Raw genomic sequence first — 25,940 nt, 5'->3', positions numbered from 1 at the left:
TCACATGGAAGCAGGAAGAGATAAGTGGTTACAACCTTTATTGGATGAAGCTTCTTCAGACTGTAAGGCCGAAGTGATGCAAGCCGAAGACCCGTTATTTATTTTATATACCTCCGGATCTACAGGCATGCCTAAAGGGATGGTACATACCACGGCAGGTTATATGGTCTATACGGCCTATACCTTTAAAAATGTATTTCAATACCGGGAAGATGATGTGTATTGGTGTACCGCAGATATAGGATGGATAACAGGGCATAGTTATATAGTTTATGGGCCTTTGTTGGTTGGGGCTATAACAATGTTATATGAGGGAGTGCCTAGTTATCCTGATTATGGTCGCTTTTGGGAGATCGTTGAGAAACACAAAATAAACCAGTTTTATACCGCCCCAACAGCGATAAGAGCATTAGCCAAACAAGGTTCCGAACAGGTAGAAAAATATGATCTATCCTCTTTAAAGACATTAGGATCGGTAGGCGAACCGATCAATGAAGAGGCCTGGCACTGGTACAATGATAATGTAGGGAAGAAGAAGAGCCCCATAGTCGATACCTGGTGGCAAACCGAAACAGGTGGTGTAATGATCACCCCCATTCCATTTGTAACCCCTACCAAGCCTACTTATGCTACTTTACCCTTTATAGGCATTCAACCGGCATTGATGGATGAAAACGGACAAGAGATCAAAGGGAACCAGGTAGACGGACGTCTATGTATAAAATTCCCCTGGCCTAGTATGGCACGCACCATCTGGGGGAACCACCAAAGGTATAAGGACACGTATTTCTCGGCCTTTGAGAACAAATACTTTACAGGTGACGGCGCTTTACGAGATGAAGTAGGATATTATAGAATAACAGGTAGAGTGGATGACGTAATTATTGTTTCCGGTCATAACTTAGGTACGGCCCCTATAGAAGATGCAGTGAATGAACATCCGGCAGTGGCAGAAAGTGCCATTGTAGGTTTCCCGCATGATGTTAAAGGTAATGCCCTCTATGGTTACGTTATTTTAAAAGACACCGGCGAGAGCAGGGACCATACCAACCTTAGAAAAGAGATCAATCAGATCATTACCGAACATATAGGCCCTATAGCCAAATTGGATAAGATCCAGTTCACCAGTGGCTTACCCAAGACACGATCCGGGAAGATCATGAGGCGCATCTTAAGAAAGATAGCGCATAAGGACACCAGTAATTTAGGAGATACCAGTACCTTACTAAACCCTGAGGTGGTTCGGGAGATTATGGATCATGTGTTATAATTAAATTAAATTTTTGAATAGTTTTGATATAAATAGCACCTTTATTGCAACAAAGACGAGCGGATTTTATTTTTTAATGGTTCTTTAAAAAAATGGTGTACAAATAGGTGAACAACCAAAATGATTCTTGTACAATTACCAGTGATAACAATACGTTGCAAGCATTCGCCTGGAGGGTTGTCTTGAGTAACATCCTTTCATCAGGATCACCGACCATAGGGAGGTAATCCTTCCACCTCAGGAACTTGGAACAGGTAAAAGTAAAATACTTCTAATTGAATGATTATCAGTGTTTTTTGTTTTTGGGCATTTTGTTTGCTAACAAACAAAAGTATTTGTTTTCGGTAAAAAGGTAAGTTTGTATGTGCCAATTTTCTGATGTGAGACAGAAATAGCAGAAAAAAACAAAACCTTTGGTTTGGTACTTAACTGCTATTTTTTATATACATTACAGACAATAGTGTACTTATAATTCAATATGCATACCCAAGAAATAGGTGCGTGGTCTACCAGGTCCGTAGATATATCCGGCATCTCTATCTATACCTAAATCAAAATCATCTTGATAAGCATTTGTAAAGTTTTGAATACCGGCGTTAAAAGTAATACCGATGTTGCTGTTTAGCTTTGGGGTAAAATCTATTTTGAAGTTGTTCTCAAAGAAAGACGGTGTGGTTTCCAGTACATCTGTATTTATAAAGCCTTCATAATGAGGTGCAAGCATGCTTCCCGTGTAAACACCTGACAAATTAAGGGTTAGGGTTTGGTCTGCATTCCAGGAGAGTACATAAAAACCGTATTCATTTGGAGTTCTAAAAAAACTTTTGTTGGTATTGCTTACCGTTTCAGACCATTGCACGGGTTCGTCATATTTGCTATTCTGGAAGGTAAATCCAAATTGAAAACTCACTTTATCTTTGTATTGTATTTTAGGGTTAATGGTCACCCCGGCAACAGTTGCACCACTGCCATTTCTTCTTTCCAATAATAAATCACCATTACCCACTATTCCTTGTTCTTCAAGAATAAACACATCGGTAAGCTCCGTATAAAACCCATCTATGGTAATGCCTAAAGACCAATCACCCATATACTTATTAAAGTCTAGTGAGGAGCTAAAAGCATTTGAATATTCAGGATTCAGATTACTAGCATTTGTGATAACGGTGCCTTCACCACCCACTTGCGTAATGTGCAAATCTTCATCAAAAACCTGCGGGGCTCTAAACCCTCTAGCGTAGCCCAATCTAAATTGTAAGCTGGGGTTTATTTTATAAAGTATGTTGGCCCTAGGGCTTATTACGGGGTCTTCCACAAGGTTATGATTGTCAAAACGGGCTCCTAATAGAATATCGAATTTATCTGCAACTTCCCACACATCTTGAACGTAAACACCAAATTGCTCAGCGGTTTGATCAATAAATCGGTTATAAGACGGCGCATTGTCTTTCAAATTATTCCTATTGTATTCAAAACCTGTAACAAGTGTATGCGAACCACCAGCAAAATTACCAAGTTTTCCTGTATATTGAAATCCGCCAACAAAACTATTATCTTCCGAATTGCCGTAGGCATTTATATCTTGACCCGCACCATAATAACTGTCTCTATCAAGATTTTGGTAATTGAGATAGGTTGAAAACTTGTGATTTCTGCTTTTGGTGTACTGCTCATAGGTAAGACCACCGTTTAAAATATTATGTGTTGTAGATTCTGCAATATCGGCTTCGTGAAGCGGGCGTTCAAATTTGTTGCCGCCTCTTCTAAACTCATAAATATTGAACCCGTTGAAAGTAATTTTTGATAAGTCTGTTGGTTTGTAAAATGCCTTTACAGCAAATGATGTGGCATTTAGTTTTCCTATTTCTGAAAAACTATCACCATTAGCGTCCCAGAATTCTCTATTTCGGTTAAATCCACTTAATGTAAGCCCTGCATTTAAGTCATCTGTAACCATATCAGTTCCAATCATATAGGTTTGATCGGTAGCTGTTCCGTCTATAAATGCCTGATTGGTTTTTAGGTATGCACTATTATCAATGGGTTGTTTAGTAATGATGTTTACAGTTCCTGCTATGGCACTGCTACCGTATAAGGCAGAACCTCCACTTCTTACGACCTCTACCCGTTCAATCATATTTTGAGGAATTTGTTCCAGGCCATAAACTCCTTGCAAACTGTTAAAAATGGGACGCCCATCAATCAAAATTTGACTGTAAGCGCCTTCTAAACCATTCATCCTTAAGTTATTAAAACCACAATTTTGACAGTTGTTTTCTATACGTAAGGCTGGTTGAAAACTTAAGCCTTCTGCTAAAACAACTGATTGAGTGGCAGTAAGTAATTTATCATCCAATACATTACAGACAATGGGGGCATCTCTTCGCAAGATTTCATTCCGGGTGGCAGTCAACACTACTTGTTCCAGATTGAAATGATCCTCTTGAAGCTCAATGTCTTCAATTTTGATATTCTCGTTGTTTATTTTCACTGAAACCTCTTTAGAGAGGTAACCGACATAAGACACCTTCAGGGTATAGTCACCAGAGGGTACATTTTCTATTACGAAATTACCATTTGCGTTTGTAATAGTACCATTATTACTTTCAACTAAAAAGACGTTAGCCCCTTTAAGAGGTTTGTCTTTGTCTAAAATTCTACTTGAAATATTGAAATTCTGGGCGTTTAGTATTCCAAAACTAATTAGGAAAAGTATTAATATGCTTTTGTACATTACAGATTTAAATTAAGTTCAATAATGCAACAAATATATTTATTTAGACTAATTAAAAATAATGATTTTTATCATAGTTTTGATTTTTAGTTAGTTTAGTTTTAAAGCTTCAATTTTATCAGAAATTGAGGCTTTATTTATTGAAAATTTCTTCTTAAAATATTTGCGCAAGTAAAAACTTGCATATATTTGCAAGTAATCACTTGCGTAATAAAGATAAAATGATGAGAAGAGATGTATTTCAAGCTATAGCAGACCCTACCAGGAGAAGCATATTAATGTCTTTAACTACGGAACCTAAAAACGTCAACAACCTTTCGGATCAGTTTGATATGACCAGGCAAGCCGTTTCCTTGCATGTAAAGTACCTGCAGGAATGTGGTGTAATAACTGTTAAAAAAGAGGGTAGGGAACGTTATTGTAGCCTGGAAGTCCAAAAGCTTGCTGAGGTGGCTGATTGGTTGGAGCCATTCAGAAAGATGTGGACAGGAAAGTTTAGCCAACTTAATAATTTATTGGACGAGTTACAATCTGAGTCTAAATAAGAAGTTATAAAAATGAGTAAAAAGAAGCATAAACCGCTAATAATAGAACAAGAATTCAATGCGCCGGTAGAGCTTGTCTGGCGTGCCATTACCGAGAAAGCGTTAATGAAAAAGTGGTACTTCGATATTTCTGATTTTAAGTTAGAGATTGGAGCCAGGTTTCACTTTGAAGGAGGAAAAGAAGGCAGGTGTTATATTCATGTATGTGAAATTTTGGAAATAATACCATTTAAAAAACTCAAGTATTCATGGAAGTATGAAGGATATACGGGCCTTTCCTTTGTTACGTTTGAGCTATACCCAATTGCAGAAAAAACCAAATTAAAACTAATTCATGAAGGGTTAGAAACACTACCTGTAGCAAACCCGGATTTTGCAAGAGACAATTTTGTGGGAGGGTGGAAATTCCTGATTCACGAATCGCTGAAGGAATATCTCGAAAACGGAAAATCCCTGATTGGGCAGTATAAAGAATAATCCTATGGGTTTATTATGTATAAAATGAGTCATATTAATAACAAATAAAAACATCGAACATATGAAATATTTAAAGTACATTTTTGCAATTATAGCCATACTGATAATTGGATTTTTTCTTATAGGCCTAATCAAACCTAAAGTATCTTATGCATGTGAAATAATGGTCGAAAAGCCCGTAGTAGAATCCTGGGCGGTCATCCAGGATGAAGAAAATTTGCCGGAGTGGTTGGAAGGATTTCAAAAAATTGAACCTGTTAGTGGCAGTCCCGGCACCGTAGGGGCAGTATCAGATGTATATTTTGTTGCGGACGGACAAGAAATGACCATACGGGAAACGATAACGGCTATCGTACCAAACGAATCTATTTCCATGCGATATGAATCCGATTTCATGAATATGGATTATAAATTGGTAATGACGTCTATCAATGGAAAAACCAAAATTAGTTCAAGTACTAATGCTGTTGGAAATGGCATATTTTCAAAATCTATAATGGCTTTGGTCGGAAACTCTATTAAAGCACAAGAGGAAACAAACCTTTCCAATCTAAAGAAAACCATTGAACAAAATACTAAGGACTATTTCCCAACTGCTGAAACATCTATCGAAATCAAAGAAGATTAAAATGTGGCCCATAAGCCCTGAGGTTGTTAGGGATATGTTTCTGTCATTCTAAGCTCAGCACAAGAGTTCAGCACAGGCAAGTTCAAATTGATAAAAGTTCTTTTTATTGTCGATTACAGAAAGCTTAATTTGTTATTTATTAAAAGTTTTGAGACTAGAAGCGCATCTGATACTATAAAACGTCAATAAGGATTTTATTAATAAAAATGGCATCAGGATAGCGTTCATTTCCTCCAACAGGATGGCTCGCCGAAATAGGAATAGTCATGTTTCCCGAATCTTGAGCTTTTACCAAAAGCAGATATTCCCCCTTTTGCGAATAGGTTTGTACATTACCATTTAAATAGGCATTGATATAGGAATTTCCTGTGTTCCCAACCTGCGGCGTTATAACTCTTATCAGATACGTTTTATCTCGTTGGGTACGAAAATGAATTTCCGCAACATATTTAAGGGCATCACCATATTTAATAATTCCCTTTACATAAAATCCTTTTCTTCGCAATTCCCCGGATTGAAAACTGAATCCCAAATTATTCGGCCCGAAAGCTTTTGAAGGCATTATTTCCCATCTGCGTTGCCGGGGTTTGGTCAAATAGGTTTTCGGAATTTCCATTTTGCGTACGGGAGATTTTTTAAAGTGCTCTAATAATTTGTCCTTATAAACTCTTTTATTGACTTTTTTGATGGGTATGGCCGCGGTAATTGTCCCGGTTTTTATACCAATGTTATGTCCCGTATTCGTCTTTGTATTAATTTGCCCAAAACCTGTTGTGACTACAAAAGAAAAGAGCAACCATACAAGGCGTGTCATTTGTAAATTCATGATCTCTAAATTTTTATGGTTATTGAACTTTTATAAACTCTACCCGTCGGTTCAGGGCTTTACCTTCTGGTGTTGTATTTTCTGCGACGGGCTCACTTTCACCTTTGCCTTCGGTTTGTAACCTGTCTTCATCTATTCCAAATTGTGTTGTTAGCACATGTTTTACAGAGGATGCTCTTTGCCTGGAAAGTAACAGGTTTTCTTCTTCATGTCCATCGGTATCCGTATGACCAATTATATTTATGTTTATGGTTGATGCTTCCTTAAGGGCATTCGCAATTTGTTTTAAGACACCATAAGATTCCGGTTTTATTTGGTCAGAACCCGAATTGAATAGAATACCGGTTGTAGCATATTTGCCATTATCTAACAATTGGCTTCGTAAATCTTGTCCGCCTTCAGCAATTTTTAGGTTTCTGATAAACAAGTGTTCCTTATCATCCTTAAATTGTAATAATTCAAATTTTAAGGTGTTGATACCGGTATCTTTGGGGACTATACGAGGTATATCAACATATTTCTTTTCGTTTATCCATAACCTGAAGCGTTGTTTGTTTACCGCAATCGAAATATGAGGTTGGTTGAGGACGGTTTCCCTGACATCGGCAGATATTTGATTGTACATGCCGTCCCTGCTTTGATAGTCATAATTTCGCATGGCGATTCCAATTGCCGAATATTGACAAAATGGTATGGAAGCACTCACATAATTGTTGCCTTTTTTAAATTTTGAATCATCACTTATCAATATATTCAATACAGCCGTAGAGGAAGTGTGTTTATCTAAACCGGCGGCAAGTATATCAAACTCAATAGTATACTCCTTAGGTAAGGTTACATCCGGAATATAATAGGTATTATAACCCGGTAAGATCTTAAGCCATTTACCGGAAGAATCATTTACTGTAACTAATTCACCTGATCCATTGGCGTTCCATTTAGCCGGAAAATCTCCAATATTATCTAAAGCGTATTCATCATAGAACAAAATACTATCTCCCGGCATGAAATCAAACTTTGAATAGATTTGAAAGGCGTCATCGCTGTTTTGACTTTCGATATCAGAATCCGAATCACCATTATTTTCCTGAGTCTCGTGCGTTGTCTTGGATTTTTTTTTCTTTTTTAATTTTTTATCGGAATTCAGAATGGTGTCCATGACTTTTCCGGTTTTTTCCGCAACTTTTTCTTCTATTTTTTGAGCGGCAGTTTCTTTCGCGGCTTCTTCAGCCCGTTTCTTTAACTTCTTTAAGATTTGAGCCTCGGTTGTATGAGATAACCCTAAAAAGAGAAACCCGATAAGTGTGATAATTTTTTTCATTACTTGGTTTCCTTTGGTTATTCACAGAAAAATAGTTTGTTACCGGAAGTGTAAACGCTGGATACACTTTTAATACGATTTAATTTTACAAAGCCTTCAAATGCTTTTGCTACCGCTGCCTTATTGGCCGGCATATTCAGAATTTTTCTGGATTGTTTTTCTATTTGATTTTTTAATCGTACCTCAATAGCGTTTAACACAGGTAATAAGAGGTCAAGTTTTCCGCCCATTTCAAACTTGCCTTTCAGGTCAACCTTCTCAACATCAAAAGCAACGGAACCATTATAAGCTATTGGCCTAAGTCTGATCTTAGCAATTCTGGGAGTTTTCCAGTTAAAATCAGGAGCCCTTTTGTCTCGTCTACCTTTCATACAACCCGGGCATTTCCCTTTTATTTCGCTTCCATTACCCTCAAATTCCAATGAAAGGTAAAATTTCCCATTTTCGTAAGTCAGTTTGTTTTTACCTCGTAGGGATTGAATATCATTCACATAATAAATCCATTTACGTACCGGCCCTTGTACCGTTCTTTCACCCATGTCAAATTTGGTAGTGGTATTGTTTAATTTGATATAAGAGTTCGTTCTATTTAATACAATTTCCATAGTTCCGATTTGTTTGCGGAGTGCCGGTAATGCCAGTCTGTTAGCATCAATGGCTTTACAATTTTGTGCCGTTGATACATGAAATGACCCTAAAATTATGGCCATCATTACTAATGCTTTGCTCGAATTTTTCATAACTTATAGTTTAGTAAATAATAATTTTTCGGAAGGTTTTGCTACCTGATGCTGTTTCTATCCATAAAAAATAAACGCCTGTTGAATAATTTGAAACATGGATATCAGGTGAGGTTTCCGTTGTCATTAACTGACCAAATTGGTCATATAGTTCTATTTTTTTTATAAACCCCGCATTTGAGGAAACTGTTAAAAGATCCCTGGCCGGGTTTGGATAGATTGTTATTGCATTCAACTCAACGTTTTCAACACCCAACAGGCATGATTCACTATATTGTGCCGTGATGTCTTTGTTCCAATTTGGTGCAGAACCTGAATACCCAATATTGTCAACACAAATAAGCGAGAGATTTGTATTGTTTCTGGCATCCATGGTGTGAATATTTGTATTGTTGCCATTGCGCAGGTCTAAAAAACTAAGGTTATTATTTTCAAATCTTAACGTAGCCAATATAGGAGCATTGGTCAAGTCTATACTTTCCAACTGATTGTTATAGCACCAAACAATTTCCAGTTTATTTTGAGACGTTGGAAAAGTCATTTGGGTTAAATCATTATCATGGCAAATGATTTGGTACAGTTCCGTATTATTAGTTAGATCCAGGTTGCTTAATAAATTATCCTGACAACTTAAATCGCTAAGAATTAGATTATTAGACAGGTTTAAACCGGCTAGCTGGTTTTCCTGACAAGATAAACTAACAAGCGCTTCATTTGCCGATACATTCAGGTTTGTCAATATGTTTTTTTGACAATCAACGATTTTAAGTTTAGTGTTAGAACTAAGGTCCAGGGCGGTAAGTAAATTGGTATCGCAGTCAAGCATTTCAAGATCAACAAAGGCTTCTATACCACTCAGGTCTGTAATGGATGAATTGGTCACATTCAAATTAATAACGCCTTCGGCATCTTCATTTAAAATATTTCCTGTAATACCATTGGAGTCTATTCCTAAAGCGATCAATTTATTCTCAAAGACAGGATCGGGTACTGGGGTAGTTTGTGCCCCAAGTGTAATAAACTGTAACATGAATAAGATAAAGGCTATGTTATTTTTCATGACTTATTTTTTAGTAAAATGTGTTGTTTTTATAATCCTGTTTTTACAAATGATCTTTAGCTTATACTTTCCTTTTTCCAAATGATTGATGTTTAGAAAAATCTTGTTAGTATGCAGTTTTTTAATGGTCCCTTCATACTTTTTTTTCTTCATGGTAAATGAAGATTACTTGGTTGTTAATGTTATTGGTGTAAAATTAAAGTGTGATTTATGGCAAGGTTATGACATATGTATCGAAGATTGTAACACATGTAACAAAGCTTGTATATTATTGAAAAAGAGTGATTTAAAAATCAGGATTTCATGTACTCGGAAGGCGAACAGCCATAAGCTTTTTTGAAGCATTTGCTAAAATAGGCATGGTCATTGAACCCTACGGTATAACCGATTTCAGAAATATTGGCATCACTTTTTTGAAGTAATGAAGCTGCTAACTTTAAGCGTTGTGAACGAATAAATTCCGAAGCTGATAACCCCGTTAGTGCTTTTAATTTTCTATGTAATTGCATCCGGCTCATACCTACAGCTTTACTAAAGGCTTCAGCACTAAACGAGGATTCCGTTAATTTTTTATCGAGTACTTGTTGTACTCGTTCCAAAAAGATTTCATCTAAATTAGTTATTGATATATCCTTTGGCTTGAGTACTACTTCCTGACTATAGCGATCGCGTAGAAGTTTTCTTGAAGCTACTAAATTTTGAACCCGGGTCTCTAACAATTTTATTTTAAATGGCTTTGTTATGTAATCATCAGCACCCGTTTCCAGACCTTTGTATTGGTCTTCTTCGCCCGCCTTAGCAGTTAATAATATAATTGGGATATGGCAGGTGCGTTCATCTGATTTTAATTGGTTGCATAGTTCCAGGCCATTGGTGCCGGGCATCATGATATCGGAGATAATAATATCGGGGACAAATGTGATCGCTTTTTCAATCCCAATCGTTCCGTTTTTGGCTTCTAAGATCTGATAGAGCTCTGAAAAGGATCGCTTTACAAATTCTCTAACGTCTGCGTTATCTTCTACAATGAGTAAAATAGGTTGATCTTCATCTAAAATCTCATCGCCGGTTAGTTTAGTTTCCAATGTAGTTGTTGCCTGTTGATATTCCGGGGAAACCTGATCAGTGGCGGCCTCCGGATCAAGTTCATCTTTACGGAAGGCTGTTTTTGATATGGGCAGCGTAGCTCTAAACAGTATGGTGTTGTTTGATGTGTTTTCAACAGCTATGGTTCCGTATGATAATGTAACAAGCTCTTTAACTAACGACAGACCTATACCAACGCCATCTGCATTGTCATCAGCCTGATAAAACCGATTAAAAATTTGATCTGCTTTTTCCTTGGAAAGTGTGGAGCCGCTATTTTCTACTATAATTTCTAAATGTCCGTTTTTTATAATTGTTTCAAAATTTATAATGCCGTTATCAGGTGTATATTTAAAAGCATTGGATAACAAATTTATTACTGTTTTTTCTATGACATTTTTATCAAACCAAACGTGTTCAGAGTTTCCAACTTTTACGGAGTATTTAATGTTTTTTTGCTGTGCCAAATGTTGAAAAGAAGATGTTAAGGATCTTAAAAGTGAAGATAAATCACCTTGGGCTACTTTCAGTTTTACATGGCCCGATCCTAATTTAGAAAGGTCCAATAGCTGGTCAACCAGGTTTAATAACCTCTTGGAATTGCGTTGCATAAGTTCAAAATCCACCCGGTCGGTTTTGTTTAAATCTTCCGAATCTAATTTTTTTTCAAGCGGTGCTGAAATTAAGGTTAAGGGTGTACGGAATTCATGTGAGATATTTGCAAAGAAATTGGATTTCAAGGTATCCACTTCTTTCAATTTTTTATTGGTTTTTTGCCGGTTTCTGTATAGGAAGAAAAAGAAAATTCCAACCAAAGAAGTTAAACCGATACCTCCCAACAGTAAATTTCGCTGATGCCTTTTTTGCTGTGCTACCAACTGATTTTGTGAGGTTAGTAACGCTATTTCCCGTTCTTTTTTTTCAGTTTCATATTTGGTCTCAAGCTCATTAACCTGGGTGCGTAGTTTGGCATAATCGAAAGAATCCCTCAACTGAACATAGTTTTCCCAATTTTGGGATAGCAATTTATAGTTGCCTAATTCTTTATGGGCACCAATGATAACTTTAATCGCGAGGATCTGGCTTCGCTGATCTTTCCTTTGTTTTGCCATGTCAAATCCCTGCTGTGAATAAAGCAGGGCTTTATTGTAATTTTTGATTTTATAGTAGAAATTCCCAAGGCTAATATGGGCCCTGCTGATATAAAAGTTGTTCTTTCTTTCCTTTGCTTTCTTTAAGAATTCCAAATAGTCTTTTTCAGCAAAATCCAATTGACCCAGGTTGTAGTAAATATTAGCCCGTTCAGGTAGCGCCTGAATTAATTTAATATTTCGAGGACGTTCGGCTCTGTAATAATTTATCGCAGAATCAATATATTTAAGCGCTTTTTCATATTCTTTTTGTTGTCTGTAAATACCACTAATTGAAAAGTTAATGTTGTGCAGGCCATCAGGGTGCCCTAGAAATTCATGAATGGATTTTGCTTCAAAATAATATGTTTTGGCCTTTTCATATTCGGTAAGATTATAAAAAAGATCACCGGTTTTTTCATAAATATAAGCACACTTCCGGCCATAGTATAAGCTATCACTTGTTCTGCAGATACTGTCAGCTTTTAGATAATTTTCCAATGTCGCCTCATAACTGTTCTTCCCGGACCTCCTATTTCCTGCGATCATCAAAACGGTTAGAATGGCATTCCGATCTTTACTCTTATAAGCAAGATCTATTCCCAGGTCCATATATTTATCAGCCGAATCCTTTTGCTGCTCTCGTGAGAACCTATAGCCTAGTCGTACGTAATGATTTGCGATACCGGGATCATAATTGTATTGCTTTAATTCGCGAATGGCTCTTCTGTTAGTTAATTTCGCTGAATCTTTGTTTTCGTACCTATGCTTCCAATTTGCCAGGTTTACCAGAGTATTTGAAATGCCTTTAGGGTACTTTATTTTTCTTGAGAGGTTCAGGGCCTTTTGATAATAGGCATATGAGGAATCCTTATCGGCATAAAGGTTCCCTAACTCCAGGTATTCCATGGCCCTGGCCGACTCCGTTTTGGCGTTGGCAATAACTCCCATCAGGGAATCGATTTTTTGCTGATGTTGCCCAAATAAGACAGTCGGTACAAGAAGTGAAATATATACAACGAAGAATTTCACGTTTAAAATAAATTTGATTCCATTATAAATTTAAGTAATTATAGTGAAATTCAACCGGTGTGGCTATGTAACATGTAACGATCATAGTTACATATTTTACAGAAAACAAAACGCTAACTTCAATTTTATAGTTATCTAACAGCGTTCGTCTTTAGGCTAAATGAAAAAGTAGCGTTCAACCGGTGCGCTGCCATTTTACTTTTCTCATTAGTTTTATAAATGTACATTATGTAAGGGGTGATAATAAGCACAGTTTAATTTAAGGAGTCGCTAATTTAATTATAACATAAAGTAATACTATTCTTGGTTTTAGTCATAAAAGTATGAGAAACGAGCGCTAAAGTATTTATGTATTTTGTTGTATATCAATAGATTGCATAACGCTAAACTAAAAAGTATTAATACTATGATTAAATTATCGCAGAAAAGTATTTCGAAAATCGGTTTTCTGATTTTTGTGTTTTCCATACTGGGCGGGAACCAGTCTTATGGTCAATCCGGCATTCCTACTAATTTAAATGCCACAAATGAAACCGCAAATGGATTTACATTGAACTGGACAGCGCCAACAGGTTATACCATACAAGGGTATAATTTGTATAAAGATGGCGGTTATGTAGCCTGGGTAAATGGTAGTTCATTATCTTATAATTTTACGGGAATTACCCAAGGCATTAGTCATGATTATGTTGTGAAGGCCATACAGGATGGTTCTTTTGTTGAGCATGCCAGTGCCACGTTTAATTTTGTACTTGGCAGTGGAGGTGATACGCAAGCACCAACAGCACCAACGCTGTCTTCATCAAATATAACAGAAAATACAGTGGATTTATCATGGTCTGGGGCAACGGATAATGTTGGTGTTACAGGTTATAAGATCTACAGGGATGGTACAGAAATAGCGAATCAGCCAGGGGCTACGTATCAAGCTATTGGTTTATCGGCATCAACTAACTATGCCTTTACGGTTTCAGCCTATGATGCAGCCGGCAATAATTCGGCTTTAAGTAATACTGCTAATGTGACTACGAGTGCAGCTTCAGATACACAAGCGCCTACAGTGCCAACAGGTCTGTCAAGCTCGGGGATAACTTCAAGTGCGTTTAATTTGAGTTGGAGTGCATCAACTGATAATGTTGGTGTTACCGGATACAAGGTTTATCTGGATGGTACTTTGAATAAGTCTGTGTCAGGAACCAATACAAGTATAACAGGGCTGAGTGTTTCAACAAGTTATAATGTAACGGTTGCTGCAACCGATGCAGCCGGTAACGAGTCTGCTCAGAGTGCTGCATTGGCTGTACAAACCTCCGGGGCTTCCGGAGCTAGTGACGAGCCTACTAATTTGAATGCTACCAATGCTACCGCAACAGGTTTTGTACTTAATTGGACGGCACCAACAAATTATACACCACAAGGATATAATATTTATAAGGATAATGGCTATGTGGCGTGGGCTAACGGATCCGCTACTGCTTATACTATTAATGGTATTAGCCAGGGTACCAGTCATAATTATGTTGTAAAGGCTATTGATCAGTCATTTATAGAACATGCCAGTGCGCCTTTTGCATATACATTGGGCGGAAGCGCAACAGATACACAAGCGCCAACGGCACCAACCTTATCTTCATCTAATGTTACTTCGAGTTCTGTAGATTTATCATGGAGTGGCGCAACAGACAATGTTGGCGTAACAGGATATAAAGTATACCAGAGCGGTACTTTAATTGCATCTCCAACAGGAACATCTTATGCGGTTTCGGGATTATCAGCAGCAACATCCTATGCGTTTACTGTTAAGGCTATCGATGCGGCAGGTAATGAGTCAGTTTCAAGTAATACCGCTAACGTGACGACAAACGCAGCCGGTGGAGGGCCATCTATAATTAACCATAATAATGCATTATTAGCCTATATAGGACGCATAGACCAGAGGAATTCTCAGTTTACAAAAGTAGCGTGGCCAGGTGCAGGCGTACGGATGAAATTTCAAGGTAGTACACTTAAGGCAAAAATTAATTGTGTAGCTAACAATGGTAATAACTATGCTAAGGTAGTTATAGACGGTGTACCGCAACCTAAGTTGGTATTGTCTGCAGGAACATCGGTGTATACTTTAGCCTCAGGTCTCAATAGTAATCAATCGCATACGGCCGAAATATATAAAATAACGGATGGGTTTGATGGTTATATTGCTTTTGAGGAATTTGAATTACAATCAGGAAAGACTTTAGAAACTTATACCAAGCCGCAATACAAAATTGAGTATTATGGCGATTCGCAAACTGTGGGTTATGCCATTGATGATTTTGCAAGAACCAATGGCGCAGATGATGGAGGACCGGCTTATAAAAATAATTATTATTCGTATTCCGGTTTAGCCTCGCGAGCTTTAAATGCAGAGTATCATGTTATAGCGCGGTCTGGTATTGCTTTAAAATCTGACCCCTGGGGAGGTGTTCCTATGACTTCAACCTATACAAGAGTTTTAGATTCTGATGCTAGTTTTGCCTGGGATTTTTCGCAATGGACACCGGATTTAATTGTGATTAATCTGGGGCAGAATGATTATTGGAATGCTGCAGCTAATGGAGATATAACGCAGAATTACATCGACTTCGTAAATAATGTTAGGGCAAAATATACCAATGGTAGTCAGATCCCAGTGGTGTTATCGCTTGGCGATATGGATGCGGCTGCAAATACGGATTATCAAAACTACGTTACTAATGCAGCTAATACTTTAGGAACTAATACTTACTCGCTTATTTTTCCGCATACCCCTGGAAATGTTAATACCCCGGGGTCCATGGGGCATCCAAGTAGAGCTAGAGCACAAACGATGTCCGATTTGCTTATAGGCTTAGTACAATCTAATAATCTGTTGGGAAGCACCCCGCCAACCAACCAAATATTGCATGAGGTTGTAAGTAACTGGGATGATGTTACACCAACCTGGGCTAATGGCGGGTGCTCTTATGAAGTTATAGCCAACCCCGTGGTGAATAGTGATAATAATAGTGCAAGTTGTGCCAAAGTGATTACTAATGGTTCCGCATATCCTTATTTAAAACTAAGTGCATCACAGTTTTTTGATTTTACAACGAAGCCATATTTTAAATTAAAAATTAACGGGGTGCATGGAAGAGGACAGATTCAGTTAAAGCTTCAAAAGGTACCGCATGATGACAACGATTATTATTATCAGGCTGCCTACTCCCATGGTAATGGTGAAACCGGATGGGAAGAACTTATATTTGATATGCGCGGAGCACCTTCCGGTAAGTATAAAGATTTACTGATTATGGTAGATGCTAATGACTATAATAATGGGGTGTCCGGTCAAACCTGGTACGTTGATGAATTAATTCGATTTGATATTGCCGGTGATACCCAACCACCTACAGCACCTGCAAATTTAGCGGCAAGTGAGGTTACAGATAATATGATGGTGGTGTCCTGGGATAAGGCTACGGATAATAGTTTAGTAGATAAGTACAAAGTGTATTTAAATAATGTTTTGCATACGACCACAACATCCAATAAAGTTTTGTTATATGATCTAACGGCCAGTACATCTTATAGCATAAAAGTTAAATCGGTAGACGTCGCCGGAAATGAGTCTACGAATTTTAGTAGCTCTATTACGCAGAGTACTACAGCGTCACCTGGCAGTTCACCGGTTCCCGACGATTTCAATTATATTTTTGGGACACAAACCTTTGGACCGGATTATCAATTTACAAGTACGGATAAGTTAACGGAAACGGCGCAAGGTATGGCTGCGATGGGAACTAATATATTGAAAATGACGCTCTCTCCCGGGAATTATGTAAGCCCGGACCCGGGCTCTTCATCATCTTTAAATGCCATTAACAGCAATCAGTTTTTAAAGGATGCTCTGGATATGGAGGAGTTCAAGTATGTTTTCTTATGGGTGTACTCACCAAATGTTTGGATAAGAGATGGTATAACACCCACTGAAGTAAATAATGAAAAGGATAATGTTTACAAACTAACTGAGTATTTGCTGGACAGGTATAAAGGCACCAATAAGAAATTCTTTATTGGACAATGGGAAGCAGATTGGGAATTGGTAAATGCTAATTCCGGGGTAGAAGATTGGAATATTATGAATCCCAATGTAAGTCAGGCCAGAATAGATGGCATGATACAACAATTAAATGCAAGACAAAGAGCAGTTGATAGTGCAAGAACGCATACCGTTCATCATGACGTGGAAGTATATAATTATGTAGAGGTTAACCTTCCTAAAGTAAGGACTATAGATAATAACTTGCCAAGCATAATGTCACACGTATTGCCGCATACGAATGTAGACTTTGTGTCTTACTCATGTTACGATGCAACCAAGCAATACAATACGGAAGCTGATGTTAAAACAAGTTTGTTTGAAGTTTTAAACGCTCTTGAAAATGCATTGCCTGCTAAAGCCGGTTTACCATTTGAGAAACGTGTTTTTATAGGCGAGTTTGGATATCCTAACGGAAGAGAGAAAAAAGACAATCCAGCGGCTAATGATTATTATAAAGAGCCTTTGAATCAGGAACAGCAAGATGCATGGTCCAGAAATGTAATGAAAGCGGCCCTAGAATGGGGAGCCCCTTTTGCCTTGTATTGGACATTTTATGGAAATGAACATAAAGCAGGTTGGAATACACAGAATGGCTTTTGGATGGTCGATAATCTTAACAGAAAGCAAAAGATATATCACACCTATAAGAACTATTATGCTGCGGCAAAGCAGGGCATTATTGACTTTAAAAATGCCAATGGGGGAGCATTGCCGACAGAAGCCCAGTTTAGAACTATTGCATTAACTGCTTTGAATGGGGCTTCTAATACGGCCTCTAAGAATGTTAAGAAGGAAGAGCGTTTGGAAGTTAATGAAAAGAATGAGGTTGGTGACATTGTAGTGTATCCAAATCCTGCAACCGATAGGATATATATAACGAACCATAATCTTGAAATAAAAACCCTCAGGGTCTATAATTTATCCGGTCGGGAAATAATGCGTCTGAATGGAGCCAATGAAGGCGTGATAAATTTAGAACTTTCTAATGTTAGTAAAGGACTTTATTTTATCAAAATCAGTACTGTAAAAGGCGTTGAACGCACTTTTAAGTTTGTTAAAAAATAGTTTTAGTTTGTTGTTTGTTTGCAGGTAGTTAGAATTTCTTTCTAGGCAGAAAACTGATTGTAGCGTTATAAGAAAAGGGATGCCATCTTTTGGTAAGCCCCTTTTCTTTTTGAAGGCAAGTATTTTGTTTTAAAAACTTTGAATTTTATCAGGTAACTTATTAAAACTATTACATGGTGTTTAGGTTTTTTAAATAGTTTTGATAACTGGTATGGTTTTTCTCTGAATACATTCGAAATGTTAATTATTAGATATTATGACTAAAATAAAGGTGTTAAGAATAGTCATTGTTTTCTGTTTAGGAACTTTTTTATGTAGCTGTGGTGCGGCTTATAAAACCCTGACTATTAGTATGGGTAATCCTCAGATTAAGGTACAGGGTAGAACAGAGTTTAGTGAAGATGGAGGGCTGAGGCTGTATTGGTCGGGAACATCTATTGAAATGCGTTTTAAAGGAACAGGTTTAAGCGTTGATATGATAGATGATCAAGGAGATAATTATTATAATGTGTTTGTAGATGATAGCCTCTATTTGGTATTAAGACCGGATAAAACAAGAAAAACATATAATCTGGCCAGGGGGCTTCAGGATGAGCAGCACATAATAAAAATATTCAAACGGACGGAGTGGACAAGAGGAACATCAGAGGTTTATGGTTTTACAGTTGCGGGAGAAAATCCCGAAATTTTGAAGCTCAAACCAAAAAAGAAAAAGATAGAATTTTATGGGGATTCTATTACTGCCGGATACGCAGTGGAAGATCTAAGTGGAAAAGATTCGCCAGATAGCACTTATACCAATAATTATAAAAGTTATGCAGCCATTACCGCAAGGTATTTTGATGCCGAGTATCATGCCATATGTAGAAGTGGTATAGGCATTATGTTGGGTTGGGATGATATGGTTATGGGAGAGCTCTATGACAGGTTGAATCCTAATGATTCCTTAAGTAAATGGGACTTTAATAGCTATAAGCCAGGTATTGTTGTTATTAATTTGTTTCAGAATGATTCCTGGCTGGTTAATTTACCTGAAAGAACCGGTTTTAAAAAGAAGTTTGGTAACGGCACTCCGGACGATGGTCATATAGTGAAATCCTATAAGGATTTTATAAAGCGTTTAAGGGAGGTATATCCTAATACAAAAATAGTTTGTGTCTTGGGTAACATGGATGCAACAAGTAAAGATTCTGTATGGGGCGAATATATAAAGCGGGCTGTAGAGGAGTTAAACGATAACGAGCTGTATTATTTAATTGTCCCTTATAAGGACACGCCTGGCCATCCTAATGAAAAAGAACAGCAAGTGTTGGCTGATAGTTTGATAAGTTTTATTCAAAATAAGATAAGTTGGCAATAAGCATGTTATACTTTGTGTTTTAGGATGAGTTCCTGGCTTGTTTTAAACTCCCTTGGGGTGCATCCTTTTTTCTTTTTGAAGATTCGGTTAAAGTTAGATAAGTTGTTGAAACCGCATTCGTAGCAAATTTCGGCAATGGAGTCTTCAGATTCTATAAGAAGTCTGGCAGCGTTTCCTACTCTTACATCGTGTATGTATTCTGTGAAAGACCTGTGAGTGTGTCTTTTAAAAAAATGACTAAAAGCGGTTTCAGACATGTTTATCATATCCGCAGCTTCTTTTAACTTGATGTTATTTTTATAATTTGACAATATGAAATCGGAAACAATTTTTATGCGTTCGCTTTTACTGTTTTCAAATTTGTTTACAAATGAAGCGCTGCTTAATAATGTTTGGTTTCTTGAAATGGAAAGGTCGTATAGGATCGACAAAAATTCAAGAAAAGAATCAAAACCGGATATGTCACAAAGTTTTAAAATCCTTTTGGAAATAGTTTTTTGGGTTTCTTCGGAAAACAATATACCCCTGTATGATTTGTTTATCATTTCCCGAACCGGGGTCATTAATTTGCGATCCAAAGTTTCTTGCGAGAATAAATTTTGCTGAAACTGAATGGTGATAACGCGGGCCTCATCATGGTTGTTGTTTCCCATCCAGGCATGAGGGGTGTTAGGGCCTACTAATACCAGGTCGGAGGCCGAGTATTCCAAAATAGAATCACCCACAATTCTTTTACCATTGGAATTAAATACAAAGTTTAGCTCAAATTCAGGGTGGTAATGAACGGGAAAGTCGAATTTGGCATTGTAATTATTTAGAACAATGAAAAAATCTTCATCTTTAATCGGGGTAATTTCTCTTTCTATAATGCTCATATTATTAGTTTTTGGTAGTTTATATCGCATTAAAATGCTCTAAGATTGAAACAAATATATAAAATAATTTCATAATAGTATGTTTTTTGATTTTTGATTTAAATAACTGATATATAGGTTTATAAGGATTTTTTATGGTTTTTTGAACTGTAATTGTATCAAATAGTAGCTTTAAAGTATTAGTTTTAATACATATTTAGTTAGTAAATTTGTCAACTAGATATTAAATAGTAACTAAACTAAATTCTAAATTTTAAGTAATTAATGTATGAACAGTTTTAAAGTAAGATTAAAATTTGCTTTACTCACTATGTTGATGATGTGGGGTAGTAATTTTTATGGTCAAAGTAGATCCGAAGTGCGTGGGACGGTACAAGATGTTAATGGAAATCCTATGCCGGGAGTGAATATTTTAGTAAAGGGAACATCGAATGGTGCAGCGTCAGATTTTGATGGGAACTACGTAATTAAAATTGAGGACTCTGAAAGTGTATTGGTGTTTTCTTATCTCGGGTTTGTTACTCAGGAATTGAAAGTTGCAGGGAGGCAGGTTGTCGATGTCGTTATGCAGGAGGATGCGGAGTCTTTAAAAGAAGTGGTTGTGATTGGTTATGGAGCTGTTAAAAAAAGTGATTTAACAGGAGCTGTAGTGTCATTAAAGGCAGAAAAGCTTGAAGAAACGCCTTCGCCGTCTGTAGATGTGTTGTTACAAGGAAAGGTTGCAGGTGTGCAGGTAACACAAACTTCCGGTGAACCGGGTGCAGGTGTAGCGGTTCGCATTAGGGGATTAAGCTCCAGAGAAGGTAGTAACAGTCCGTTATATGTGGTAGATGGTTTTCCTTATAGTGATGCCGGTAATTTAAAGCAATTGAACCCCAACGATATTGCATCGATTGAGGTATTGAAAGATGCTTCTGCAGCTGCTATTTATGGGTCCAGAGGAGCTAATGGTGTCATAATCATTACAACTAAAAGCGGTAAGAATAATCAAAAAGCAAAATTCGAAATAAAAGCCCAAACCGGTTTTCAGATGGTAGATCGGGATAGATTAAACCTTATTACAGATCCACTGACTTTTGCATCCATAAGCAATGAAACCTTAGAAAATGATACAAGAAATGTAACGCCATTATATGTTGGTGCCGTAGACCCGTCAACCGGTGTTTATTACCCTTCTCTGTTAGAGATAGCAGATGGTTCCTGGGGTATAAATACAGATTGGGCAGATGTGATTTTAAGAGAAGCTTTAACGCAAAATGTCAATATAGGTATAACTGGAGGGGATGACAATACGGCTTATGCTGTTTCCGGAAATATTTTTGATCAAACGGGAGTGCTTATTGGTAATGATTATCAAAATTTTACGTTTAGAGGTAGGTTAGACCAGAAGGCCAGAGGCGGGTTTAAATATGGAACAAACCTCGCGCTAAGTTATGTCAAAAGAAATAGAACCCAGTCAGGTTTTGGTATTGGGCGTTCGCCTCTTATACCCGTTTTTAACCCGGATGGGAGTTACTTCACCAATGGCGCCGGAGATTTTTTCAATCCCGTAATGTTAGCTAATGAAGTTACCGATGTTAGCAATGAATACGATGTTAATGCACTGGCATATATAGACTGGAACGTTGTAAAGAATTTAAATTTAAGGGCGCAATCCGGGATTAATTTAGGGCATTCTATTGGCGATTATTATGAGCCAAGAACAACATCGTCCGGTAATTTGTTTAACGGTGTTGGAGAGATTAATAATTATACGGGGTACACGCTTTTAAATGAGGCCTATGTAACGTATAAGAATACATTTTCTGAAAAACATGAAGTAAGTGCTATGGCGGGATATTCCAGTGAAAAAAGGCAAATACGAACTTCTAAACTCAGGGGAGAAGGATTTGTGAACGACGCCCTGGGGAATGAAGACTTAAATGCAGCCATGACTCGAAAATTAGAAAATTGGTTTCAGGAACAAACATTACAATCTTTTATTTCAAGGCTTACTTACGCATTTGACGACAGATATTTGTTGACGCTTTCGGGAAGATACGACGGGTCTTCTAAATTCGGAGCCTTAAATAAGTACGGATTTTTCCCTTCAGGAGCCATTGCCTGGAAAGTGCATAACGAAAACTTCATGTCTGATCAAAATGTGGTATCAACTTTAAAATTAAGAACCAGTTTCGGGTATTCAGGAAATCAGGCGATTACACCATATGCGACACTTAACCAATATGGGTCAAGAAGATATTTTGCAAACGGGACTTTGGTCACAGGATATGGGCCCTATCAAAATGGAAATCCGGCCTTGCAATGGGAAACAACATCGCAATTAGATTTTGGTCTGGATTTAGGCTTGTTTAACAATAGGGTTTCCATAACGGCCGATTACTATCGTAAAGAATCTACAGATTTATTAAGAAAACAAAGATTGCCATTTTCATCTGGATTTGACGATGTTTGGATTAACGGAGGTAAGATATTGAATACCGGATATGACCTCTCTGTAGACGCTACTATATTGCAAGGGGAATTTCAGTGGAATATCTTAGGAACGTTATCGCATAATGAAAACGAAGTTGTAGATATTGGAGAAGAAGGCGTTGGAGAAGGTCTAAGGACCGGAGGTTATATAGAATCCTTTAGAGATTATCCAACAAGATGGCGTAATGGTCAGCCAATGAACATCATTGTTGGCTATAAAGTAGATGGTATTGTGCAGTCCTTAGCAGAAGGTCAGGAAGCCGGATTAGTAGGAGATGAAGCCATGCCGGGTGAATTTAAATATGTTGATATCAGTGGGCCTGACGGTGTACCGGATGGAATTATCAATGAATTGGACAGAACGGTAATAGGGAGTACACAACCAGATCTTGTAGTTGGACTTACATCAGAATTTAGATATAAGAATTTTGACTTTAGTGCCCAGGTATATGGAACTATTGGTAATGATATCGTAGCGATAAAGAAATTTGAAGGGTTACGATCACTAAACCGGTGGACCGTTGACAATAGAACCAACGAATGGCCAAGTTTAAGAGGAGGGCGTTTGAATAAAATATCAGATTGGTGGATAGAAGCCGGTTCATTCCTTCGCATATCTAACGTTACTTTAGGTTATAGTTTACCCTCTGAAACTATCCCGGGAGTTCAAAATTTAAGACTTTATGTAACGGGCACCAATTTATATACGTTCACCAGGTTTAGCGGTGCAGACCCGGAAATAGAGGGAGGCGTTGATTATGGAACGTATCCGAAATACAGGACATTTACTTTTGGATTAAACCTAACACTATAAAAAAACTTAATATGAAAACTATTAAATATTTATTTTTAATTATAGCAAGTGGTTTATTCACCGCTTGTTCTCTTGATGAAACTCCAAAGGGGTTTCTCAATGAAGAAAATTTTTATCAATCGGCAAGTGATGCAGAATCAGCCGTTTTGTATGCTTATGCAGTACTTCCTGAGTTAGGGTACTTTTCCAGATATTACTATTATGTTGCACATTGTGCTACGGAGGAGTTTACTCAAAAATCGGATGCAGAGGCGGGACAACACGAACTTGATAATTATGTTACAACGAATACTACAGCAGATCTAGCCAATGTATTTCGTCACTGCTATTTAACCATAAATAGAACATTTCCAATAATTAATAATGTGCCATCCATAGCAATGGATGAAAACTACAAAGATCACCTTATCGGTGAGGCTCATTTTCTGAGAGCATTTAATTATTACAACCTGGTTCGCTTGTTCGGTCAGGTACCCTTAAGAAAGGAGCTTATGACCGATTTTAATAGTGCCGGTTTAGAGCTTGCTTCTATTGAAAACATTTATGCCTATATCATTGAAGATTTACAGGCAGCCATCACTTTAATGGATACGCAATACAGATATGGTAGGGCAAACAAAACAGCAGCGCAAGGCTTGTTAGCCAATGTACATCTGTTTTTGGCTTCGGCGTCTCAATCAGGGCTTGCCGGTTATGGTTTTGCAGATGCCAATACAAATTACAATTTAGCTAAGCAATATTCCGGCGAGGTGGTAAATGGACAAACGCAGTTTGGTTTAGATGCTAATATTCAAAATATTTTTGACCCTGTTCAAAGTTTAGACCCGGCATCGAGTCCGGAAAATATTTTTAGCGTAGTAGCGTCCAGAACTGAAATAGGGCCAACAAACATGATGAGTTTATTGTCAACACCTTTTGTTCAGACCGGATTTACACTGCTTCCGGAACAAGGAGGGCATACCATAGATTTTGGTTGGGACCATGTTATTGTAGAAACGCCTTTTTATAATTCGTTTGACGATAATGACCGAAGAAAACAATTGTTGTTTATGACTTCATATATAGATGCTTCCGGGAACCAGGTCAATACAAATGGTGATAGACCTTATACTTTAAAGTATTTGGATGCTAATCGTTCCGGTGGAGAAAATTCCGGAAACCGCATTCCTATAGTCAGGTTTTCAGAGGTATTACTCACTTATGCCGAAGCCTGTGGCAATACAGCAGAAGGTATAAATGCCCTAAATCAAATTCGTTCAAGGGCTAATCTAAGTACTTACACAATGGGTGATTTTGCCGGTGATGCAGCTTTTAGAGATGCTGTGCTTCAGGAAAGAGCCTGGGAGTTAGCCTATGAGTTTAACAGATTATATGATCTAAGAAGGACCGGTAAAATGGAAGCGGTTTTGGCAAATGCACCTTATGCTAAAACCCTGACCAACGGCGTATACTTTTTTGATATTCCTTTTGAAGAAATAGATAGAAATCCAAGTTTATAATTTAATACAATAAGATTATGAAAACGTTTTATAAGACATGGCTGGTTTTGTTTGTGGCATCTATGATGTTTAATTGTAGCGAAACAGAGGAGATCACTAATAATAATGAAAGACGCATACTGGCCGTTGGGATAGATGGACAAGTAGGAACACCTAACATACCCGGTGCATTGGATGAAAATGCGGCGACAACCATTACAACTTTTAAGGAATTGGATTTTTCCAATTTGGCTTTAGATATTGTGGTGTCCCCGGGAGCAACAGTGTCTCCTGAGTCTGGTCAGGCAGTAGATTTTGCTTCCAATGGTAATAAATATATATATACTGTGACTTCGGAATCAGGACTATCTAAGGATTGGGAAATAACTGTAGATAAATATGTAAATCCTGTTGGAGGAACCTGGCGAATCGAAAAGTTGGAGTTCTACTGGGACGATTGGTTTGGATGGGGAAACAGCGGTGTCTTGCCATTAGCTGATAAATTACCCCAAAGTGCACCGGGAGTTGATGACATCATTACGTTTTCGGCAATAGAACTTGTTGACGATGCCGGAATCGTCTATGGAAGCTATACCAGAACCACCGGAGCAGATGGTCAATCCGCAGGCTTTATAAATGAGGCGACAGGTAAAGATTATAGTGATAAGTTTAACAGGATAACGGGACCAGCAGGAAAATGGCAAATTAATGCCGATGGCACCGTGACTTTTACCGATAGCAATAATGCAGTTACAACTGCTAAGAGTATTGAGACTATTGATGAGAATACCATTTTAATCAAGTTAGATCCGGGACCACAAACCTGGGAAATAGATTGGGGTGATTATTTTGGAAATCCTGAAAACGCTTTAAATTTTGCGTGGGACGTGCTTTATACGCTTAAGAGACAGTAATCCAAGTGGAT

Annotated in this window: 16 protein-coding genes; 9 read left to right on the top strand and 7 right to left on the bottom strand. The window is 37.6% G+C overall.

Features of this window, described 5'->3' with window-relative positions:
* The coding region (locus tag Q0983_RS21350) for an acetate--CoA ligase (RefSeq protein ID WP_299557487.1) at positions 1 to 1,270 on the top strand (1,270 nt) is incomplete at its 5' end.
* Positions 1,271 to 1,736: 466 nt separating this feature from the next.
* Here Q0983_RS21350 and Q0983_RS21345 read toward each other — a convergent pair.
* Positions 1,737 to 4,004, bottom strand: a complete 2,268-nt coding sequence (locus tag Q0983_RS21345) for a TonB-dependent receptor (protein WP_299557484.1) — start codon at positions 4,002 to 4,004, stop codon at positions 1,737 to 1,739.
* Positions 4,005 to 4,225: 221 nt separating this feature from the next.
* Here Q0983_RS21345 and Q0983_RS21340 point away from each other — a divergent pair, with 221 nt between their 5' ends.
* From Q0983_RS21340 to Q0983_RS21330, 3 genes are all read left to right on the top strand, one after another.
* On the top strand, positions 4,226 to 4,549 hold the full coding sequence (locus tag Q0983_RS21340) for a metalloregulator ArsR/SmtB family transcription factor (RefSeq protein WP_299557481.1): 324 nt from the start codon (positions 4,226 to 4,228) through the stop codon (positions 4,547 to 4,549).
* A 12-nt stretch (positions 4,550 to 4,561) separates the two neighbouring features.
* Complete coding sequence (locus tag Q0983_RS21335) at positions 4,562 to 5,026, top strand: SRPBCC domain-containing protein (RefSeq protein WP_299557478.1); 465 nt, start codon at positions 4,562 to 4,564, stop codon at positions 5,024 to 5,026.
* Positions 5,027 to 5,087: 61 nt separating this feature from the next.
* Complete coding sequence (locus Q0983_RS21330) at positions 5,088 to 5,654, top strand: SRPBCC family protein (protein WP_299557475.1); 567 nt, start codon at positions 5,088 to 5,090, stop codon at positions 5,652 to 5,654.
* 172 nt (positions 5,655 to 5,826) lie between these two features.
* Here the strand turns inward: Q0983_RS21330 and Q0983_RS21325 are convergent, their stop codons facing one another.
* The 5 genes from Q0983_RS21325 to Q0983_RS21305 all read right to left on the bottom strand — a co-directional run bounded on the left by Q0983_RS21325 (position 5,827) and on the right by Q0983_RS21305 (position 12,768).
* On the bottom strand, positions 5,827 to 6,480 hold the full coding sequence (locus Q0983_RS21325; protein ID WP_299557472.1) for a hypothetical protein: 654 nt from the start codon (positions 6,478 to 6,480) through the stop codon (positions 5,827 to 5,829).
* A gap of 19 nt (positions 6,481 to 6,499) precedes the next feature.
* Entirely contained in the window at positions 6,500 to 7,801 is a 1,302-nt protein-coding gene (locus Q0983_RS21320; protein ID WP_299557470.1) for an OmpA family protein, read from the bottom strand.
* Between the two features lie 17 nt (positions 7,802 to 7,818).
* A complete protein-coding gene (locus Q0983_RS21315; protein ID WP_299557468.1) occupies positions 7,819 to 8,541 on the bottom strand; it encodes a hypothetical protein in 723 nt (240 codons plus the stop codon).
* 10 nt (positions 8,542 to 8,551) lie between these two features.
* Positions 8,552 to 9,601 carry a T9SS type A sorting domain-containing protein gene (locus Q0983_RS21310; protein WP_299557465.1) on the bottom strand — a complete coding sequence of 350 codons (1,050 nt, stop codon included), beginning with the start codon at positions 9,599 to 9,601 and terminating at the stop codon, positions 8,552 to 8,554.
* A 293-nt stretch (positions 9,602 to 9,894) separates the two neighbouring features.
* On the bottom strand, positions 9,895 to 12,768 hold the full coding sequence (locus Q0983_RS21305; protein WP_299557462.1) for a response regulator: 2,874 nt from the start codon (positions 12,766 to 12,768) through the stop codon (positions 9,895 to 9,897).
* 487 nt (positions 12,769 to 13,255) lie between these two features.
* On the opposite strand from Q0983_RS21305, the gene Q0983_RS21300 reads away from it, so the two are divergent.
* Positions 13,256 to 18,013, top strand: coding sequence for a fibronectin type III domain-containing protein (locus Q0983_RS21300; RefSeq protein ID WP_299557459.1), 4,758 nt, complete (start codon positions 13,256 to 13,258; stop codon positions 18,011 to 18,013).
* A gap of 256 nt (positions 18,014 to 18,269) precedes the next feature.
* Positions 18,270 to 19,373 (top strand): SGNH/GDSL hydrolase family protein, encoded by a 1,104-nt coding sequence (locus Q0983_RS21295; protein WP_299557456.1) that lies wholly within the window; start codon positions 18,270 to 18,272, stop codon positions 19,371 to 19,373.
* A gap of 5 nt (positions 19,374 to 19,378) precedes the next feature.
* Here the strand turns inward: Q0983_RS21295 and Q0983_RS21290 are convergent, their stop codons facing one another.
* Positions 19,379 to 20,248 carry an AraC family transcriptional regulator gene (locus tag Q0983_RS21290; protein WP_299557453.1) on the bottom strand — a complete coding sequence of 290 codons (870 nt, stop codon included), beginning with the start codon at positions 20,246 to 20,248 and terminating at the stop codon, positions 19,379 to 19,381.
* A 268-nt stretch (positions 20,249 to 20,516) separates the two neighbouring features.
* On the opposite strand from Q0983_RS21290, the gene Q0983_RS21285 reads away from it, so the two are divergent.
* Genes Q0983_RS21285 through Q0983_RS21275 form a run of 3 tightly spaced genes read left to right on the top strand, consistent with a single transcriptional unit; the run spans position 20,517 to position 25,929 of the window.
* The gene (locus Q0983_RS21285) at positions 20,517 to 23,537 is read left to right on the top strand and encodes a TonB-dependent receptor (protein ID WP_299557450.1); all 3,021 of its coding nucleotides are present in this window, start codon (positions 20,517 to 20,519) and stop codon (positions 23,535 to 23,537) included.
* Between the two features lie 11 nt (positions 23,538 to 23,548).
* Positions 23,549 to 25,036: a RagB/SusD family nutrient uptake outer membrane protein gene (locus Q0983_RS21280; protein WP_299557447.1), complete on the top strand. Its 1,488-nt coding sequence runs from the start codon at positions 23,549 to 23,551 to the stop codon at positions 25,034 to 25,036.
* Between the two features lie 17 nt (positions 25,037 to 25,053).
* Positions 25,054 to 25,929: a hypothetical protein gene (locus tag Q0983_RS21275; protein ID WP_299557445.1), complete on the top strand. Its 876-nt coding sequence runs from the start codon at positions 25,054 to 25,056 to the stop codon at positions 25,927 to 25,929.
* Positions 25,930 to 25,940 lie beyond the last annotated feature (11 nt).

This window comes from Seonamhaeicola sp. (assembly GCF_028281565.1).
Classification (GTDB): Bacteria; Bacteroidota; Bacteroidia; order Flavobacteriales; family Flavobacteriaceae; genus Seonamhaeicola.
The sequence above is the reverse complement of the archived record's forward strand: the minus strand, read 5'-3'. Positions and strand labels throughout refer to the sequence as shown.

Bases quoted from the DNA above. Each gene is read 5' to 3' on its own strand.
- Q0983_RS21345 (WP_299557484.1), bottom strand. From the start codon at position 4,004: ATGTACAAAAGCATATTAATACTTTTCCTAATTAGTTTTGGAATACTA.
- Q0983_RS21340 (WP_299557481.1), top strand. From the start codon at position 4,226: ATGATGAGAAGAGATGTATTTCAAGCTATAGCAGACCCTACCAGGAGA.
- Q0983_RS21335 (WP_299557478.1), top strand. From the start codon at position 4,562: ATGAGTAAAAAGAAGCATAAACCGCTAATAATAGAACAAGAATTCAAT.
- Q0983_RS21330 (WP_299557475.1), top strand. From the start codon at position 5,088: ATGAAATATTTAAAGTACATTTTTGCAATTATAGCCATACTGATAATT.
- Q0983_RS21325 (WP_299557472.1), bottom strand. From the start codon at position 6,480: ATGAATTTACAAATGACACGCCTTGTATGGTTGCTCTTTTCTTTTGTA.
- Q0983_RS21320 (WP_299557470.1), bottom strand. From the start codon at position 7,801: ATGAAAAAAATTATCACACTTATCGGGTTTCTCTTTTTAGGGTTATCT.
- Q0983_RS21315 (WP_299557468.1), bottom strand. From the start codon at position 8,541: ATGAAAAATTCGAGCAAAGCATTAGTAATGATGGCCATAATTTTAGGG.
- Q0983_RS21310 (WP_299557465.1), bottom strand. From the start codon at position 9,601: ATGAAAAATAACATAGCCTTTATCTTATTCATGTTACAGTTTATTACA.
- Q0983_RS21305 (WP_299557462.1), bottom strand. From the start codon at position 12,768: ATGGGAGTTATTGCCAACGCCAAAACGGAGTCGGCCAGGGCCATGGAA.
- Q0983_RS21300 (WP_299557459.1), top strand. From the start codon at position 13,256: ATGATTAAATTATCGCAGAAAAGTATTTCGAAAATCGGTTTTCTGATT.
- Q0983_RS21295 (WP_299557456.1), top strand. From the start codon at position 18,270: ATGACTAAAATAAAGGTGTTAAGAATAGTCATTGTTTTCTGTTTAGGA.
- Q0983_RS21290 (WP_299557453.1), bottom strand. From the start codon at position 20,248: ATGAGCATTATAGAAAGAGAAATTACCCCGATTAAAGATGAAGATTTT.
- Q0983_RS21285 (WP_299557450.1), top strand. From the start codon at position 20,517: ATGAACAGTTTTAAAGTAAGATTAAAATTTGCTTTACTCACTATGTTG.
- Q0983_RS21280 (WP_299557447.1), top strand. From the start codon at position 23,549: ATGAAAACTATTAAATATTTATTTTTAATTATAGCAAGTGGTTTATTC.
- Q0983_RS21275 (WP_299557445.1), top strand. From the start codon at position 25,054: ATGAAAACGTTTTATAAGACATGGCTGGTTTTGTTTGTGGCATCTATG.